Below are 14,991 nucleotides of genomic sequence, written 5' to 3' on the forward strand. Positions count from 1 at the left end.
GAGGAACCCCTGCCGCCATGGCAATCCACCCCACCCCGCACACCCGCCGGTCCGATCCGCCCCCCGCCGTCGACGGCCCGTGGCGCGACCCTTCGCTCAGCCCCGAGGAGCGGGTGGCCGACCTCGCGGCCCGGATGACGCTCGAGGAGAAGGCCGCCCAGCTCTACGGAATCTGGGTGGGCGCCGACGCGGAGGGCGACGGAGTCGCACCGCATCAGAACGACATGGTCGATCCGGTCGACTTCGAGGACATCACCACGCGCGGACTCGGCCAGCTCACCCGCCCGTTCGGCACCGCCCCGGTCGACCCGGGCGTCGGCGCCCTCTCGCTGGCCACGGCCCAGGCCAGGATCTCCGAGGCGGGCAGGTTCGGTATCCCCGCCCTCGCCCACGAGGAGTGCCTGGCCGGCTTCACCGCCTGGGGCGCGACCGCCTATCCGGTCCCGCTGGCCTGGGGTGCGGCCTGGGACCCGGAGCTGGTCGCCGAGATGGCCCACCGGATCGGCAGCGACATGCGGTCGGTCGGCGTCCATCAGGGACTCGCTCCGGTCCTGGACGTGGTGCGGGATCTGCGCTGGGGCCGCGTGGAGGAGACCATCGGCGAGGATCCCTACCTGGTCGCGACCATCGGTACGGCCTACGTCCGGGGCCTGGAGTCCTCCGGGATCGTCGCCACGCTCAAGCACTTCGCGGGCTACTCCGCGTCGGCGGGCGCGCGCAACCTCTCCCCGGTAAGGGCGGGCGCCCGCGAGATGGCCGACGTGATCCTGCCGCCGTTCGAGATGGCGATCCGCGACGGCGGCGCCCGGTCGGTGATGCACTCGTACGCCGAGATCGACGGCCTGCCCGTCGCAGCCGACCCCGCCCTGCTGACCGGGCTCCTCCGCGACACCTGGGGGTTCGGCGGAACGGTGGTCGCCGACTACTTCGGCATCGGCTTCCTGGAGACGCTGCACAAGGTCGCCGCCGGACGCGGTGACGCCGCGCGGCTGGCCCTCACCGCCGGCGTCGACGTGGAGCTGCCCACCGTACGGAGCTACGGTGACGCGCTCGTCGCCGCCGTACGCGAGGGACTCGTGGCCGAGGAACTGGTGGACCGCGCCCTGCACCGGGTCCTGCTGCAGAAGTGCGAGCTGGGCCTGCTCGACCCGTTGCGACCCGCCCTCCCCGCGGTGCTGGACGGCGTGGACCCGGAGCGGGCGCGCGGCACGGTGGACCTCGACCCGCCGCGTAACCGCGCCCTCGCCCGGTTGCTCGCCGAGCGGTCCTGCGTCCTGCTGGCCAACCGCGAGGGCGCGCTTCCGCTGAGCGGCACCGGACGGATCGCGGTGGTGGGACCCCGCGCCGAGGACCCGCTGGCCATGCTCGGCTGCTACTCCTTCCCCAGCCACGTCGGGGTCCAGTACCCCGAGGCAGCCATGGGCATCGACGTGCCGACGGTGCTGGAGGCGCTCCGCGAGGAGTTCCCGGACGTCGGCGTCGACTACGCGCAGGGATGCGAGGTGGACGGTACGGACGCCTCCCGGATCGAGGAGGCCGCCGCGCTGGCGGCCGGGGCCGACGTCTGTGTGGCCGTGCTCGGCGACCGGGCCGGGCTGTTCGGCCGCGGTACCTCCGGCGAGGGCTGCGACGCCTCCGACCTGGCGCTGCCCGGGCTCCAGGGCGAGCTGCTGGACGCGCTGCTCGCGACCGGCACGCCCGTCGTCCTGGTGCTGCTGACGGGACGTACGTACGCCCTCGGCGGACGGGCGGACCGGCTGGCCGGCTGTGTGCAGGCGTTCTTCCCCGGCGAGGAGGGCGGCCCGGCACTCGCGGGTGTGCTCTCGGGCCGGGTCAACCCCTCGGGGCGTCTGCCTCTGAGCGTGCCCCACGGGCCCGGCGGCCAACCGTGGACGTATCTTCAGCCGCCGCTCGGCCGGGCCAACGGGGTCAGCAACCTGGACCCGACCCCGCTCTATCCCTTCGGTCACGGACTCTCGTACACCTCGTTCGCCTGGGAGGCCGGAGCCGACGTACCGGCCGAGCTCCGCACCGACCAGGAGACGGACCTCGCGATCACGGTCCGCAACACCGGTGACCGCGACGGGGCCGAAGTGGTCCAGCTCTACGTCCACGATCCGGTCGCCCAGACCACGCGCCCCGAGGCCCGGCTGATCGGATACGCCCGGGTGCCGCTCGCCGCGGGGGAGTCCCGGAAGATCAGCTTCCGATTTCACCCGGACCTGGTCTCCTTCACCGGGACCGGCGGGCGCCGGATCGTCGAGCCCGGCGACCTGGAGCTGCGTTTCGCCACGTCCAGCGATGTGGCCGACGTCAAGCACACCGTACGGCTGCGCCTCACCGGGCCCGAGCGGACCGTCGACCACAGGCGTCACATGGTCTGCGCCACATCGGTCGAGTCGCTGATCGCGCAGAACTGACGTCCGGGGGCCTCGGTCTCCCGGACACCCGCCCCGCGCACCTTTCAGGGGTGCGCGGGGAACGACGTCGAAACTTTCGAACGCCACCCGGCGTGCTCGGGCTACGGCGCTGACCTTCGCCGACGGAGCGGTACGCGTCCCCCGAGGCCCCGGTCTCGGCGTCGGACCGGACCGGGGCGCCCTCGCCCGCCTGCACGAGCGGCGCATCGCGTGCGAGCACACCGGTTGCATGCGGCGGATCGACCCTCCTGCGAGAAGAAGACGCCCCGCTGGTAATCCGCCGGGGCAGCCGCGTTCCTGGCCGGCCGCCCCAGCCACGTACGCACATCGAGGAGTTCTCATGGCACCGCTCGACTGGGCCGCCCTGGGCGGCTACTTCCTGGTGATGCTGCTCATCGGCCTCTGGTCGCACCGCCGCGTCGGCAATGTGAGTGACTGCCTTGCCGGGGCCGAAGAAGGCGGGGGCGCCCAGGTGCCGAGCGCGCACCATGAACACGCAGTGGGCCCGCAACGCCTCGGACAACGTCAACCGCACCGGCACCGCTCATGAGATCGGCCGGGCCGGCGTCCACGTACTGAAATTCTGGATGGTCGACCCGACCGTGGTACTCCAGAACCTCGTGGTGCATACCGGCGGCCTCAAGCCCAGCTATCTGGGCCCGCCGGAGAGTCTCCGGCTGAGCTGACCGGAGCGGGACGAGGAGGCGGCAGGGATGAGCGTCGAGATCAGGGACACCGAGGGACACGGTGCGAGGCTGGAGGTGGCCCCCGGGCCGGCGGCGGGTCCTCTCCAGGTCGGCATCCGGATCGAGGGCTCCTCGGCGCACGCCTCCTGGTCCTGCACCCCGGCTGCGGCCAGGGAGCTGGCCGCCTCTCTCGTCGCGGCGGCCGCCGAGGCGGAGAGCGCGCGGCGGACGGAGCCCGTCACCGTCAAGGCGCGTGAGCTGCTGCGTGGTGACGTAAGGGACGGCGACCGGCTCATGACGGTGGAGGCCGTCAGGACGGACGGGGCGGGCGTCCAGGTGACCTGGACCTCCGGAGGCGGACGCAGCTGGACCCAGATGTACGACGCCGAGGCCGGCATCCGGCTCCGGCACCGGCGGCTTTCGTAGTACGGCACATCTCGTAGTACGGTGAAACTCGTAGTACGGTGGATCTCGTACGAAGGGACGGCCCGGTGCGCCCGGGCCGTCGTGCCGCCCGTCGCGTCCCGAGGAACCGGAGTCCCCTGTGAGTGCACTGTTCGAGCCCTACACCCTGCGGTCGCTGACCATTCCCAACCGGGTCTGGATGGCCCCGATGTGCCAGTACAGCGCGGAGGCGTCCGGCCCGGACGCGGGCACGGCCAACGAGTGGCACTGCGCCCACTACGGCGCCCGCGCCGTCGGCGGAACCGGCCTCGTCCTGGTCGAGGCCACCGCCGTCAGCCCGGAAGGCCGGATCAGCCCCGCCGACCTCGGGATCTGGAACGACCGCCAGGTGGAGGCGTTCCGCCGGATCACCGGCTTCCTCGCCGGTCAGGGAACGGTCCCGGGCATCCAGCTCGCCCACGCCGGACGGAAGGCGTCGACCGACCGCCCCTGGCGCGGTGGTGCCCCCATCGGTGTCAGTGACCCCGAGGGCTGGACGCCGGACGCACCGAGCCCTCTCGCGTACGACGAGGCTCACACGGTGCCCACCGAGCTGAGCACCGAGGACATCCAGCAGGTCGTACGGCAGTTCGCCGACGCCGCCCGCCGGGCGCTCGACGCGGGCTTCGAGGTCGCCGAGATCCACGGGGCGCACGGCTACCTGATCGGTGAGTTCCTGTCCCCGCACAGCAATCACCGCACCGACGCCTACGGCGGCTCCTTCGAGAACCGCACCCGCTTCGCGCTCGAGGTCGTGGACGCCGTGCGCGCCGTGTGGCCCGAGGAGCTCCCGCTGTTCTTCCGCATCTCCGCCACCGACTGGCTGAGCGAGAACGCGGACGACCCGCGCGAGGGCTGGACCGCCGACGACACCGTCCGCTTCGCACGCGAGCTGCTCGCTCACGGCGTCGACCTGCTGGACGTCTCGACCGGCGGACTGGCACCGAAGGCACGGATCCCCGTGGAGCCCGGCTACCAGGTGCCGTTCGCCGAGCGGGTGCGCAACGAGACCGGCCTCCCGGTGGCAGCCGTGGGGCTGATCACCGACCCCGTGCAGGCGGAGAAGGTGCTGGCCGACGGACGCGCCGACGCGGTCCTGCTCGGCCGGGAGCTGCTGCGTGACCCCTACTTCGCCCGCAACGCCGCACGCGCGCTCGGCGGCGACGTCCGGGTGCCCGAGCAGTACGGTTACGCGGTGTGACATCGCGTCCCTGGGTACGCTGAGCGGCGATGTTCACTCCCCAGGGCCCCACGCTGCGCGAACTGGCCGTACAAGCGCTCTCCTCGACGATGCGCGGTTACGACCTGCTCGCCCCGAAGTTCGACCTGACGCCCTACCGGACCCCGGACCGGGTGCTCGAAGCCGTCGCCGACGCGGTGCGGCCCCTCGGGCCGTTCGGCCGGGGTCTGGATGTCTGCTGCGGCACCGGGGCGGGGGCGGGCGTGTTGCGCACGCTGTGCCGGGAGCGGGTCACCGGCGTCGACTTCAGCGCCGGCATGCTGGACGTCGCCCGGGCTGCGGACACCGGGGAGGCCGGAGGTCCTGCGATGGACTGGGTCCGGGCCGACGCCCTCGCGCTGCCGTTCACGCAGGCCTTCGATCTGGCCCTGAGCTTCGGGGCGTTCGGCCATTTCCTGCCGGAGGAACGCCCGGCGCTGTTCGACCAGGTGTACGCGGCGCTGCGGCCCGGCGGCCTGTTCGTCTTCCCGGTGGGCGCCCCGCCCGCGGTGGGCTCCCGGGCCTACTGGTCGCTGCTCGGCTTCGACCTGGCCATGCGGGCACGCAACGCGCTGTGGCGCCCGCCCTTCGTCATGTACTACCGCACGTTCCCGCTCGCGGATGTGGTGGACGACCTCGTACGGACCGGATTCACGCTGCGGCTGCTGCCGCTGGAGGAGTTCGGGCGGCGGCCGGACGGCAGCCCGCGCGTCCGGCTCGTGGTGGCGGCCCGTGGATAAAACTACGACGACTCTCGTACAATGAGAGCCCCTGGACGAAGTGGAGCCACAGTGACGACGAACGCCGCTCGCGTGCTCGCCCACCCCTCGCGCGAGGAGATCCGCGTCGAGGGCGTGCTCCACGCGCTCTCCGATCCGATCAGGCTCCGGATCGTGCGCCAGCTGGCCGGCGCGACCGACGAGCAGGCCTGTTCCCGCTTCGATCTCCCGGTGTCCAAGTCCACCACCACGCACCACTTCAGGGTGCTCCGCGAGAGCGGCGTCATCAGCCAGTTCTACCGCGGCACGGCCAAACTGAGCTGTGTGCGGACGGAGGACCTGGACGCCCTCTTCCCCGGCCTGCTGGACAGCGTGCTCGGCGGTGCGGACCGGCAGGCCGAGCGCCTCGGCAAGGGCTGACGCGCGCTACGGGCGGTCGCCCCGGGCCGCGTCGAGCAGCCCGGACCAGTCGGGGATCTTCACCTGCCCACGTCCGAGCGAGCGGCCCAGCGCAGCCTCCGCGCGTTCGATGGACAGCCAGCCGTCCCATTCCACGGGGTGCAGCCCCTGAGCCCGCAGAGCCTCCAGCGGATCGGCGGGCACCTCCCGGCGGACGAGCTGGGGTGCGTCCTCGACGAGTGAGGCGACCGTCTCCTTGGCGCACGACCTGTTCGAGCCGATCACCCCGGTGGGGCCACGCTTGATCCACCCGGCGACGTACTCCCCGGGTGAGGCCGTCCCGTCCCTGGTCACCCGCCCCGCCCGATGCGGCACGGTGCCGTGCACCGGGTCGAAGGGCAGGCCGGGCAGGGGCGTCCCCCGGTAGCCCACGGCCCGCAGCACGAGCTGGGCCTCGATGTCCTCGTACGTCCCGGTGTCCCGGACGCCTCCGGCACCGTCCGGAGCCGTCCGCGCGAAGCGCACCCCTGCGACCCGCCCCGCCCGCTCCAGCAGCTCCACCGGGCGCAGGAAGAACCGGAGCCGGACGCGGCGCTCGCGGTCGAGCGCGGTGGGCGGTGGATCCGCCGCCCACCCGCGCAGCACGTCCAGATTCCGCCGGACCACGGCAGGCAGTGCCGCCCCCGGGCCCTCCGCCGCACCCGTGTACGCCGGATCGCGCGCGAGCTCCACCCCGTCGACGACGATCCGTGCCCGGGGGAGCGAGCCCAGCTCGCGCAGTTCCTTGGTGGTGAACCTGGCCTGCGAGGGTCCGCGCCTGCCGACGATGTGCACGTCACGCACCCGGCTCGCCTCCAGCGCGTCCAGAGCGGCCCGCGGCACGTCCGTGCCCCGCAGCTCGGCCGCGCCGCGGGCGAGGATCCGGGCCACGTCGACCGCCACGTTGCCGACCCCGACCACCACGGCCGAACGGGACAGGAGCGGGAAGCCGTCGACGGCCGCGTCCGGGTGGGCGCTGTACCAGGAGACGAACTCGGTGGCGGAGAAACTCCCCGGCAGCCCCTCACCGGGAACGGCGAGCGGCCGGTCGGCCGCCGCGCCCACGCAGTAGACCACCGCGTGATACAGCTCCTTGAGCCGGGCGGGTGACAGCCCGCCCGCGCCGCCGACCTCGACATGACCGACGAAGGTGATCCGGTCGTCCTCCAGGACCGCCCGGAGACTGCTCTGCAGCGACTTGATCTTCTCGTGGTCGGGCGCCACGCCGTAGCGGACCAGGCCGTACGGTGTGGGCAGCCGGTCCAGCACATGCACCCGCACATCGGGCACCCGGGACTGCTGCAGCAACGCCTGGGCCGTGTAGACCCCGCTGGGGCCCGAACCGACGACGGCGACACGGAGCACGGCGCACCTCCTCCCGGACGATGGCTCCAGCATGGCACCGCCAGGCGGAATCGGGGAGGAGTGCGGCCCGGCAGCCTCAGGTCATCAGTCCGCGCATCCGGTCGATCTCCACCGTCTGCTGGGCGACGACGTCGTTGGCCATCTCCTCCACCAGCACGTTGTTGCCGTCCGCGAGAGCTTCGGTGGCCATGGTGACCGCACCCTGGTGATGGGTGATCATCAGCTCGAGGAACAGCCGGTCGAAGGCCTTGCCCCGCGAGGCACGCAGCTGCTCGATCTGCGCGTCGGTCGCCATGCCGGGCATCGTGGAGTGGTCGTGCGTCTCCTCGCGGTCGTCCCCGCCGTTGTTCTTCAGCCAGCCCTCCATGGCGCCGATCTCCGGCTTCTGGGCTGCCGAGATGCGTTGCGCGAGCCGTTCGACCGAGGTGGCGGACGCCCGTCCGGGAACGAGGGCGGTGAACACGAGGGCTTGTTCGTGATGCTCGATCATCATGCGGGCGTAGCGGAAGTCGGCGGAGTTGGGCGTGTCGTCCCCGGCGGCCTTCGCGGCTTCCTCGGCCGACAGCGTCCTGGCCGGTTCGCCGGGCTTTCCGGGCGCCACGACCGAAATGCCCTTGTCCGCCCCGGCGTCGGCCGCTTCGCCGCTGCCGTCGTCGCAGCCGCCCAGGGCGAGAACGGCGGCCACGAGTGTCACCGCCAGGGCGGCTGAGCGCACGCGTGTGGTTCGACGGGGCATCAACACGGCGACCTCCAGTGCCACATGAGTCTGTTGCAGACCGTCCTAACACCTTCCACCGGCCCGTGATCAAAAACTTTTATTACGTCTCTGTTGCCATCTGTTGGTGTGTACACGCGAGGGACGATACTGCCGGGGTCCAAGAACCGTTCGTCGACGAACGGATACCAGGGAGGACGCAGTGACCTCGTTGCACACCACCAGCGTGCGGCGCAGACGTCTGGGCGTGGCGGCAGCCGCGGCCGGGCTCATCGCCACGCTGTTCACGGCCGGACCCGCGGCCGCGACACCGGACCCGGGCGACGCCGCCACCACCCGCAGCGGTGTTTCCGCGAGCGAGCAGGCCGAAGCACGGGCCGCGATCGAGAGCGGCGAGATACCCGGCGTGGACGAGATCGTCCACAGCGCCAACATCGAACACCTCACGAACGTCCCCAAGGACGCGCTCCAGGGGACCAACACGGACCTGGCCTTCCAGGGCACCTACGCCTACGCCGGGAACTACGACGGCTTCCGTATCTTCGACATCCGCAACCCGAAGAAGCCGAGGACCGTCGCGCAGGTCCTGTGCCCCGGTTCGCAGAACGACATCTCGGTCTCCGGGAATCTCCTCTTCCTGTCGACCGACTCCTCCCGCAGCGACAACTCCTGTGCCAGCACCACCCAGCCGGCCACGGAGAAGTCCTCCTGGGAGGGCATGAAGGTCTTCGACATCAGCGACAAGCGCAACCCGAAGTACGTCGCCGCCGTCGAGACCGCATGCGGTTCGCACACCCACACGATCGTCCCCGAGCGCAAGAGCGTCTACGTCTACGTCTCGTCGTACTCGCCCAACGAGACGTTCCCGGACTGCCAGCCGCCGCACGACGGGATCTCCGTCATCAAGGTGCCGCGCAGCACTCCCGAGGACTCCCGGATCGTGAACTTCCCGGTGCTCTTCCCGGACGGTGGTAACCCGGGCGCACCGGCCAACCCCGGCGTCTCCAAGACCACCGGTTGCCACGACATCACCGTTCTGCCGTCGAAGGACCTGGCAGCCGGGGCGTGCATGGGTGACGGCCTGCTGTTCTCGATCAAGGACCCGCAGAACCCGAAGATCATCGACCGGGTCCAGGACAACGTGAACTTCGCGTTCTGGCACTCCGCGACCTTCAACCAGGATGCCGACAAGGTCGTGTTCACCGACGAGCTCGGCGGCGGCGGCGCGGCCACCTGCAACGACGAGATCGGCCCGAACCGCGGGGCCGACGGCGTCTACGACATCACGGGCAAGGGGGACCACCGCAAGCTGGTCTTCCGCAGCTACTTCAAGATCGACCGCCCGCAGGCGGACACCGAGGTGTGCGTCGCGCACAACGGCTCGATCATCCCGGTCAAGGGCAAGGACCTGATGGTCCAGGCCTGGTACCAGGGCGGGGTCTCCGTGTGGGACTTCACCGACTCCTCGAAGCCGAAGGAGATCGCGTACTTCGAGCGCGGTCCTGTCTCCACGGACGCGGTCACCACGGCCGGACCGTGGTCGGCGTACTACTACAACGGCTACATCTACTCCAACGACATCGCCAAGGGCTTCGACGTCCTGAAGCTCAACGACCGGCGGACAGACCCGGCGCAGAAGGTGCGGCTGCCGGAACTCAACGTGCAGACGCAGCCGGACTACTTCGGCCGCTGACACACCGGATTCCCCCGCAGGTGAAAGCGAGTGCCCCGCCGGGCTGTTCCCGCCCGGCGGGGCACGTTTATCTCATTGACCCATGGGCGGCGCGGGGACATGCTGTACCCCTGATTCCGGCGATGCGGGGGATCGCCGGAATCAGTCGCGGGGCCACGGGCCGCCCGGCAGCTCAGGCGGCCGGACGGACGCTCGTACCCGCGGCGGTGGACCACTCCACCAGCAGGCGCTGGTACTCCGTCTCGTCGTCGGCGGACAGCAGTCCGCCCGAGCGCTGCCACAGGTCGCGAATCTCTTCGTTGACGACGGAGGCGGGGCGCACGGCGACGGACGTGTTCGGATACGGGGACATGTCCACCAAGCTAAACCCCTTTCGGGCTTCCGGTCCCCCTCAGGAGCAGGGACATCCCTCACACCGCCTCCCGGAATCCCTCATGGAACGCGGGGGGCCGGCCCCGTGAGTTCCACCAGGCGAAGCGCCCGGAGCCCTTCCGGCCGCTCCGCCACGGGCAGGTGATCCACGAAACGGACCTCACAGCCCAGAGCGGCCGCACCCCCGTCCGCGTGGCGGTCGTCACCCACCATGACCACCTCCGCGGGATCGTGCCCCAGCAGCGAGCACGCCGTGCGGAACAGGCCGGGGTCGGGCTTCTGCATGCCGTGTTCGTAGGACAGGACGTAGGCGTCGACCCACTCGTCCAGGCCGTGCGCGCGGAAGACGGGGCGCAGGTCCCAGCCGATGTTGCTCACGACACCGATCGAGGCGCCGTTGTGACGCAGCCCGCGCAGTACCTCCGCCGCATCGGGATACGGCTGCCAGGCGGCGGGGTCTCGGTGACGGTCGTACAGGGCGTCGTACAGACCGGGGTCCGGAAGGGCGACCCGGCGGGCCATGCCGGTGTACGCCTCCCGGTGCAGCTGCGCCGTGCGGTCGCGACCGGCCCACACCGCGGCCAGTGCCGGGGGCACCTCCTCCGGGTTCGGCCCCCCGGGCAGCGCCCCGGCGGCCGTCAGACGCCGCGCGTACTGCTCGAAGTCGGCCTGTTCCACGGTGGTGCCGCGTGCGTCGAGGACGGCGCGCAGCCACGACGCGACGGACTCGATCCGGAAGAGCGTCCCGGAGAAGTCGAAAAGTACACCCTTGATCTGCATGCGCCGATCATCGCGGTCCCGGGTGAGGCCTCACAAGGACGGACCGTTGCCACCGGCCGCCCGCCGTCCCGCGTACGCGGTGTATCCGACGGCGGAGAACGCGACCAGGGCGGCTCCCAGGAGCACTCCGCCCAGTACGTCGGTCATCCAGTGCACACCCAGGTAGAGGCGCGTGAGGGCCACACCGGCGACGGAGACCAGGGCGAGCATCAGTGACCCCCACCACACCGGGGACTGTGCGCCGTGCAGGCGCAGCAGCCACATCAGGAGCCCGCAGGCGACCGCCGCGCTCATGGCGTGCCCCGAGGGGAAGGCCGCGTAGTTCGCGGAGTCCACCGGGTCGGGCCACTGCGGGCGTTCCCGGCCCACGGCCGCCTTCAGCCCCTGCTGCAGGAGGGTGCCCAGCAGGCTGGTCGCTGCCACCCACCCGGCGAGCAGGCGCGCACCGCGCCACCACAGGGTGATCACGACCACGGCGGTCAGGGCGCGCATCGTCCAGGGATCCCAGACCCAGTCCGTCAGCACCCGGCTGACCTGGACCAGCCCCGGCTCGGCCACCGCTCTGCGGTGCAGTGCTTCGGCCACCGTGGTGTCCAGCGCGATCAGAGGTGACCAGCGGACCGCGACCAGCACCAGGAGAACGAGGGACAGGGAGGCACACGCGAGGCCCGCGATCAGGAGGGGGGCTCGGGTGCGGGGAGGGAGGGGAGGGGAAGGCATGGGGTCGATACTCGTTCATGATCCGCGCGTGAAGCTATCCCAGAGCTCTGAGGCCCGGCACGAAGGCCACCAGCAGGGGTACGACGGGCACCAGCGCGGCGGCGGCGGTCAGCCGCAGCCGACGGCCCGCGGTGAGCCGTTCCACCGGAGTGAGCAAGCGGTTCACCCTCAGCGGCATCTGGGCGCCGGAGGCCGGTGCCGGGCCGAACACCCCGCGGTCCTCGTTGAGTTCGACCAGAGCGAGTGCGATCGTGAGGCGTCCGAAGCGCCGCGACGCCACGTCGTCCGCGGCGAGTTCCACGAGGCGGTGCATCTCGTCGCGGAACGCGGCGAACACCGGCACCTGGGGGAACCCGGTCGCGAGGGCGCCCGAGCAGTGCAGGAGCCAGTCGTGGCGGGCCTGCGCGTGGCCCTGCTCGTGTGCCAGCACGGCATCGAGCTGACGGCCCTTCAGCCTGCTGAGTGCCGCAGTGGTGATGACGAGTTGGGGCGCCGCTCCCGGAAGCCACCACGCATCGGGCCTTTCGCCCTCCAGCACCACGAGGCGTCCGCTGCCGGGCTCCTCACCCGGCATCAGCGGGGAACGGACCAGCAGTTCGGTTCGCCGTCGCTTGCGACGGGCCCGGGCCCGGTGGATCTCCCGTGCGAGCATGGCTGCGGTCCACACCCCACCGAGCGCCAGCAGCACCGCGATGACAGCCGACCACGGTCCGTACGCGCCCAGGGCGTACGCCTCGACGACGCCGTGCGGGGCGGGTGCGAAGACATGGCCGCGGACCGCCTGCCACGCGGCAGCCGCACTGAAGGTCATGGAGAGCCCGAACGACAACAGGACGCCCGCGACCACGCACTGCCACACCCACAGGGCCACGACCGGTTCACGCTCCGGCCAACGGGCCCTCGCCATCAGGCCCGGGGCCACGACGGCGGCCAGTGCACCGAGCAGCAGGAGCGCGAGGGAGACCAACATGGGCGTCAGCCTATGAGTGCCGCGGTGTCCACGGGTACGGCCGCGCGCCTCAAGTGACGTACGACACGGGGCGCGGGGCCCGCTGTCTCACAGGGTGAGCAGCATCGCGAACATGGCTGTCCCCATGGTCAGCCTGCACGCCAGGGCCAGCTCCGGCCGCGCGCCCCGGGCCGCAACGGTCATGCCGCCGCCGGCCGGCACCCCGGCAGGTGCGCCGGCCGACGCGGCAGCCGGTATGAGCTGCCCCGCCGATCGCAGGACGTACAGCGCGTAGTAGGCCAGCAGCACTCCCGTGAGCACCGGGATGCCTCCGGCCGTCCCCGCGCCGTGTCCCAGGTGGCCGCCCCCCGGGCCGTGGGCCGCTCCCGGTGCCATGGCCACGGCCATGTAGACCATGGCCAGCGAACCGACCAGGTGATGCAGATGGTGGCCGCCGCGCCTGGCGGACACGGCCGCGTGCAACGAGGCGGCGCCGAACACCACCGCGTACACCACCCACATCCATTCCGGGAGCGTCAGCAGGACGGCGGGCACCGCCATCGCGGCCATCCCGAACCCCATCAGCGCCTCGGCGCGCGCCGATCCGCGTTCCCGCTCCGTGCCGTTGAGCGCCCGCGACAGGCAGTAGGCCCCCGTGGCCCCGCACAGCACCATGAGAAGCCAGCCGGACAGCACCGGTCCGTGCACAGTGCACCTCCCCCTACGGCGGATCACGCCGGTGTCGTCCCATCGATGCCCCGTTCCCGCCACTCCTACCGGGGCGCATTGGCGTATTGAGGGGAGCGCGCCGGGCCTGCGAGGGGCGGGAACGGCCGGGTTAGTCTCGGGAAAGCACAGTCGGCAGCACACCACCGGAGAAGCCACATGGACATCGCACCGGCCACGGCACGGGCAGAACTGACCTTCCGCGACGCGACCGAGGACGATGTGCCGGTGCTGGTGCGACTCGTCGAGTCCGCCTACCGGGGCGACGCGAGCCGGGCCGGGTGGACGACCGAGGCGGACATCCTTCAGGGGCAGCGCACCGACCCCGACGGGGTGCGCGAGGTGCTCGCGGCCCCCTCGGGCCGGGTCCTCGTCGCCGAGCGGGACGGCGAGCCGGTCGCCTGCTGTCAGCTCGAACACCGGGGGAAGGCCGCCTACTTCGGCATGTTCGCGGTGAGTCCGGAGCTGCAGGGCGCGGGCCTCGGCAAAGTGATCATCGCGGAGGCGGAGCGCACAGCACGCGAGAGCTGGGGCGCGAGTGAGATGCACATGACGGTGATCTCCGTCCGCGAGGAGCTGATCGCCTGGTACGAGCGCCGGGGCTACCGCCGTACGGGAGAGCTGACGCCCTTCCCGTACGGCGACGAGCGCTTCGGTATCCCGCAGCGTGACGATCTCGCGTTCGAGCTGCTGGTCAAGGAGCTCTGAGGTCCTTCGTCCGGATCAGGCCGGTCAGGCCGGATCAGGGTGCGGTGCCAGGGCACCTGAGCCCAGGACGATCCCTGCGAGGCTCTGGCATGCGGCGGGCCCGGGAGCGGCTCAGGAGGTGAAGCGGCCCGCGCGCCGGATCTCCGGATAGTCGGTCGTCGCGCCGTCCAGCCCCAGCGCGCGGACCAGGCGCAGATGGTCCTGGGTGTTGACCACCCAGCCGATCACCTTCAGGCCCTCCGCGTGGGCCTGCTCGACCACTTCGAGGGTGAGGCGGCGGATGTTCAGGGCGAGCGTCGCCGCGCCCACCGCCTTCGCCCGGTCCACCACGTCGCCTTCCCAGCGGCTGGCGATGAGCACCGTCCGCACGCCCGGGACCAGCTGCGCGATCTCGGCCACCGCCTCGTCGTGGAACGAGGACACCTCGACGCGGCCGGCCAGGTCGCGGCGCAGCATCACCTCGGCCAGCGCCCTCGCGGCCGCCACGTCCTTGATCTCGGCCTGGACGGGCGAGCCGATCGCGTCGAGCACCTCCTCGAAGACGGGGACCTGTTCGCCCTGCCCGGCGTCGAGCTCGCGGAGCTCCGCCATCGTCTTCTCGGCGATCAGCCCCCGCCCGTCCGTCGTGCGGTCCACGGCGGCGTCATGCATCACGGCGAGCGCGCCGTCCTTGCTCAGATGGAGATCCAGCTCGACGGCGTCCATGCCGACCTGCTCCGCGTGTGCGAACGAGCGCAGCGTGTTCTCCGGCTCGACACCCATGACCCCGCGATGACCGATGGTGAGAAAAGTCAAGGCACTCCTGCTTCCGTCCGTCGTGTTCGCCCCCGTGCGGCTTCTGCCCTCAGGGAACCAGTTCTTGCCTGCAGAACGGCCACTGCCCTGCCAGTCCGGTGGAAGGAGTTGTCACACGGATGTGTGGCAGGAAAAATAACGGTGAAGATGAGGGTCGGCAGGATAATTTTCTGTTCTCCACTTGTCCGAAGGAACCGTGCATGGATACGGTTGCTTGACGCGAGGTTCTCCCGTGAAGGAAG

The 14,991-nt window shown here is 71.4% G+C and carries 15 protein-coding genes and 1 pseudogene; 8 read left to right on the plus strand and 8 right to left on the minus strand.

Going from position 1 to position 14,991, the window contains the following annotated elements; all coding sequences use genetic code 11:
* The first annotated feature begins 17 nt into the window (after nucleotides 1-17).
* The 6 genes and pseudogenes from ACFYQ5_RS04565 (at nucleotide 18) to ACFYQ5_RS04590 (ending at nucleotide 5,908) form a co-directional block, all read left to right on the plus strand.
* The gene (locus ACFYQ5_RS04565) at nucleotides 18-2,420 is read left to right on the plus strand and encodes a glycoside hydrolase family 3 N-terminal domain-containing protein (protein ID WP_389192996.1); all 2,403 of its coding nucleotides are present in this window, start codon (nucleotides 18-20) and stop codon (nucleotides 2,418-2,420) included.
* A gap of 485 nt (nucleotides 2,421-2,905) precedes the next feature.
* Nucleotides 2,906-3,106: pseudogene (locus ACFYQ5_RS04570) on the plus strand (hypothetical protein); the annotation flags it as partial.
* Nucleotides 3,107-3,133: 27 nt separating this feature from the next.
* Nucleotides 3,134-3,532, plus strand: a complete 399-nt coding sequence (locus tag ACFYQ5_RS04575; protein WP_389192999.1) for a hypothetical protein — start codon at nucleotides 3,134-3,136, stop codon at nucleotides 3,530-3,532.
* A gap of 118 nt (nucleotides 3,533-3,650) precedes the next feature.
* Nucleotides 3,651-4,751 carry an NADH:flavin oxidoreductase/NADH oxidase gene (locus ACFYQ5_RS04580; RefSeq protein ID WP_389193001.1) on the plus strand — a complete coding sequence of 367 codons (1,101 nt, stop codon included), beginning with the start codon at nucleotides 3,651-3,653 and terminating at the stop codon, nucleotides 4,749-4,751.
* 29 nt (nucleotides 4,752-4,780) lie between these two features.
* Entirely contained in the window at nucleotides 4,781-5,509 is a 729-nt protein-coding gene (locus tag ACFYQ5_RS04585; protein ID WP_389193004.1) for a class I SAM-dependent methyltransferase, read from the plus strand.
* A gap of 51 nt (nucleotides 5,510-5,560) precedes the next feature.
* The gene (locus ACFYQ5_RS04590) at nucleotides 5,561-5,908 is read left to right on the plus strand and encodes an ArsR/SmtB family transcription factor (RefSeq protein ID WP_389193006.1); all 348 of its coding nucleotides are present in this window, start codon (nucleotides 5,561-5,563) and stop codon (nucleotides 5,906-5,908) included.
* Between the two features lie 6 nt (nucleotides 5,909-5,914).
* On the opposite strand, the gene ACFYQ5_RS04595 is transcribed toward ACFYQ5_RS04590, so the two are convergent.
* The gene (locus tag ACFYQ5_RS04595; protein ID WP_389193009.1) at nucleotides 5,915-7,291 is read right to left on the minus strand and encodes an FAD-dependent oxidoreductase; all 1,377 of its coding nucleotides are present in this window, start codon (nucleotides 7,289-7,291) and stop codon (nucleotides 5,915-5,917) included.
* Between the two features lie 76 nt (nucleotides 7,292-7,367).
* On the minus strand, nucleotides 7,368-8,027 hold the full coding sequence (locus ACFYQ5_RS04600; RefSeq protein ID WP_389193012.1) for a DUF305 domain-containing protein: 660 nt from the start codon (nucleotides 8,025-8,027) through the stop codon (nucleotides 7,368-7,370).
* Between the two features lie 181 nt (nucleotides 8,028-8,208).
* Between ACFYQ5_RS04600 and ACFYQ5_RS04605 the strand changes: the two genes are divergently transcribed.
* On the plus strand, nucleotides 8,209-9,699 hold the full coding sequence (locus ACFYQ5_RS04605; RefSeq protein WP_389193015.1) for an LVIVD repeat-containing protein: 1,491 nt from the start codon (nucleotides 8,209-8,211) through the stop codon (nucleotides 9,697-9,699).
* 172 nt (nucleotides 9,700-9,871) lie between these two features.
* Here the strand turns inward: ACFYQ5_RS04605 and ACFYQ5_RS04610 are convergent, their stop codons facing one another.
* The 5 genes from ACFYQ5_RS04610 to ACFYQ5_RS04630 all read right to left on the minus strand — a co-directional run bounded on the left by ACFYQ5_RS04610 (nucleotide 9,872) and on the right by ACFYQ5_RS04630 (nucleotide 13,228).
* Nucleotides 9,872-10,051 (minus strand): hypothetical protein, encoded by a 180-nt coding sequence (locus tag ACFYQ5_RS04610; RefSeq protein ID WP_389193017.1) that lies wholly within the window; start codon nucleotides 10,049-10,051, stop codon nucleotides 9,872-9,874.
* A gap of 80 nt (nucleotides 10,052-10,131) precedes the next feature.
* Entirely contained in the window at nucleotides 10,132-10,851 is a 720-nt protein-coding gene (locus tag ACFYQ5_RS04615; protein ID WP_389193019.1) for an HAD family hydrolase, read from the minus strand.
* Between the two features lie 30 nt (nucleotides 10,852-10,881).
* Nucleotides 10,882-11,571, minus strand: coding sequence for a phosphatase PAP2 family protein (locus tag ACFYQ5_RS04620; protein WP_389193021.1), 690 nt, complete (start codon nucleotides 11,569-11,571; stop codon nucleotides 10,882-10,884).
* Between the two features lie 34 nt (nucleotides 11,572-11,605).
* A complete protein-coding gene (locus ACFYQ5_RS04625) occupies nucleotides 11,606-12,541 on the minus strand; it encodes a M56 family metallopeptidase (protein WP_389193024.1) in 936 nt (311 codons plus the stop codon).
* 87 nt (nucleotides 12,542-12,628) lie between these two features.
* Entirely contained in the window at nucleotides 12,629-13,228 is a 600-nt protein-coding gene (locus ACFYQ5_RS04630) for a DUF5134 domain-containing protein (protein ID WP_389193027.1), read from the minus strand.
* Between the two features lie 177 nt (nucleotides 13,229-13,405).
* Between ACFYQ5_RS04630 and ACFYQ5_RS04635 the strand changes: the two genes are divergently transcribed.
* Nucleotides 13,406-13,954, plus strand: coding sequence for a GNAT family N-acetyltransferase (locus tag ACFYQ5_RS04635; RefSeq protein WP_389193030.1), 549 nt, complete (start codon nucleotides 13,406-13,408; stop codon nucleotides 13,952-13,954).
* A 111-nt stretch (nucleotides 13,955-14,065) separates the two neighbouring features.
* Here the strand turns inward: ACFYQ5_RS04635 and ACFYQ5_RS04640 are convergent, their stop codons facing one another.
* Nucleotides 14,066-14,716, minus strand: coding sequence for a glycerophosphodiester phosphodiesterase (locus ACFYQ5_RS04640; RefSeq protein WP_389193132.1), 651 nt, complete (start codon nucleotides 14,714-14,716; stop codon nucleotides 14,066-14,068).
* Between the last annotated feature and the right edge of the window lie 275 nt (nucleotides 14,717-14,991).

Source organism: Streptomyces sp. NPDC005794 (assembly GCF_042871445.1).
In the GTDB taxonomy this organism is placed as follows: Bacteria; Actinomycetota; Actinomycetes; order Streptomycetales; family Streptomycetaceae; genus Streptomyces.

Excerpts from the sequence above, each read along its gene's own strand:
- ACFYQ5_RS04565 (WP_389192996.1), top strand. The coding sequence starts at position 18 with ATGGCAATCCACCCCACCCCGCACACCCGCCGGTCCGATCCGCCCCCC.
- ACFYQ5_RS04575 (WP_389192999.1), top strand. The coding sequence starts at position 3,134 with ATGAGCGTCGAGATCAGGGACACCGAGGGACACGGTGCGAGGCTGGAG.
- ACFYQ5_RS04585 (WP_389193004.1), top strand. The coding sequence starts at position 4,781 with ATGTTCACTCCCCAGGGCCCCACGCTGCGCGAACTGGCCGTACAAGCG.
- ACFYQ5_RS04600 (WP_389193012.1), bottom strand. The coding sequence starts at position 8,027 with ATGCCCCGTCGAACCACACGCGTGCGCTCAGCCGCCCTGGCGGTGACA.
- ACFYQ5_RS04610 (WP_389193017.1), bottom strand. The coding sequence starts at position 10,051 with ATGTCCCCGTATCCGAACACGTCCGTCGCCGTGCGCCCCGCCTCCGTC.
- ACFYQ5_RS04615 (WP_389193019.1), bottom strand. The coding sequence starts at position 10,851 with ATGCAGATCAAGGGTGTACTTTTCGACTTCTCCGGGACGCTCTTCCGG.
- ACFYQ5_RS04620 (WP_389193021.1), bottom strand. The coding sequence starts at position 11,571 with ATGCCTTCCCCTCCCCTCCCTCCCCGCACCCGAGCCCCCCTCCTGATC.
- ACFYQ5_RS04625 (WP_389193024.1), bottom strand. The coding sequence starts at position 12,541 with ATGTTGGTCTCCCTCGCGCTCCTGCTGCTCGGTGCACTGGCCGCCGTC.
- ACFYQ5_RS04635 (WP_389193030.1), top strand. The coding sequence starts at position 13,406 with ATGGACATCGCACCGGCCACGGCACGGGCAGAACTGACCTTCCGCGAC.
- ACFYQ5_RS04640 (WP_389193132.1), bottom strand. The coding sequence starts at position 14,716 with ATGGGTGTCGAGCCGGAGAACACGCTGCGCTCGTTCGCACACGCGGAG.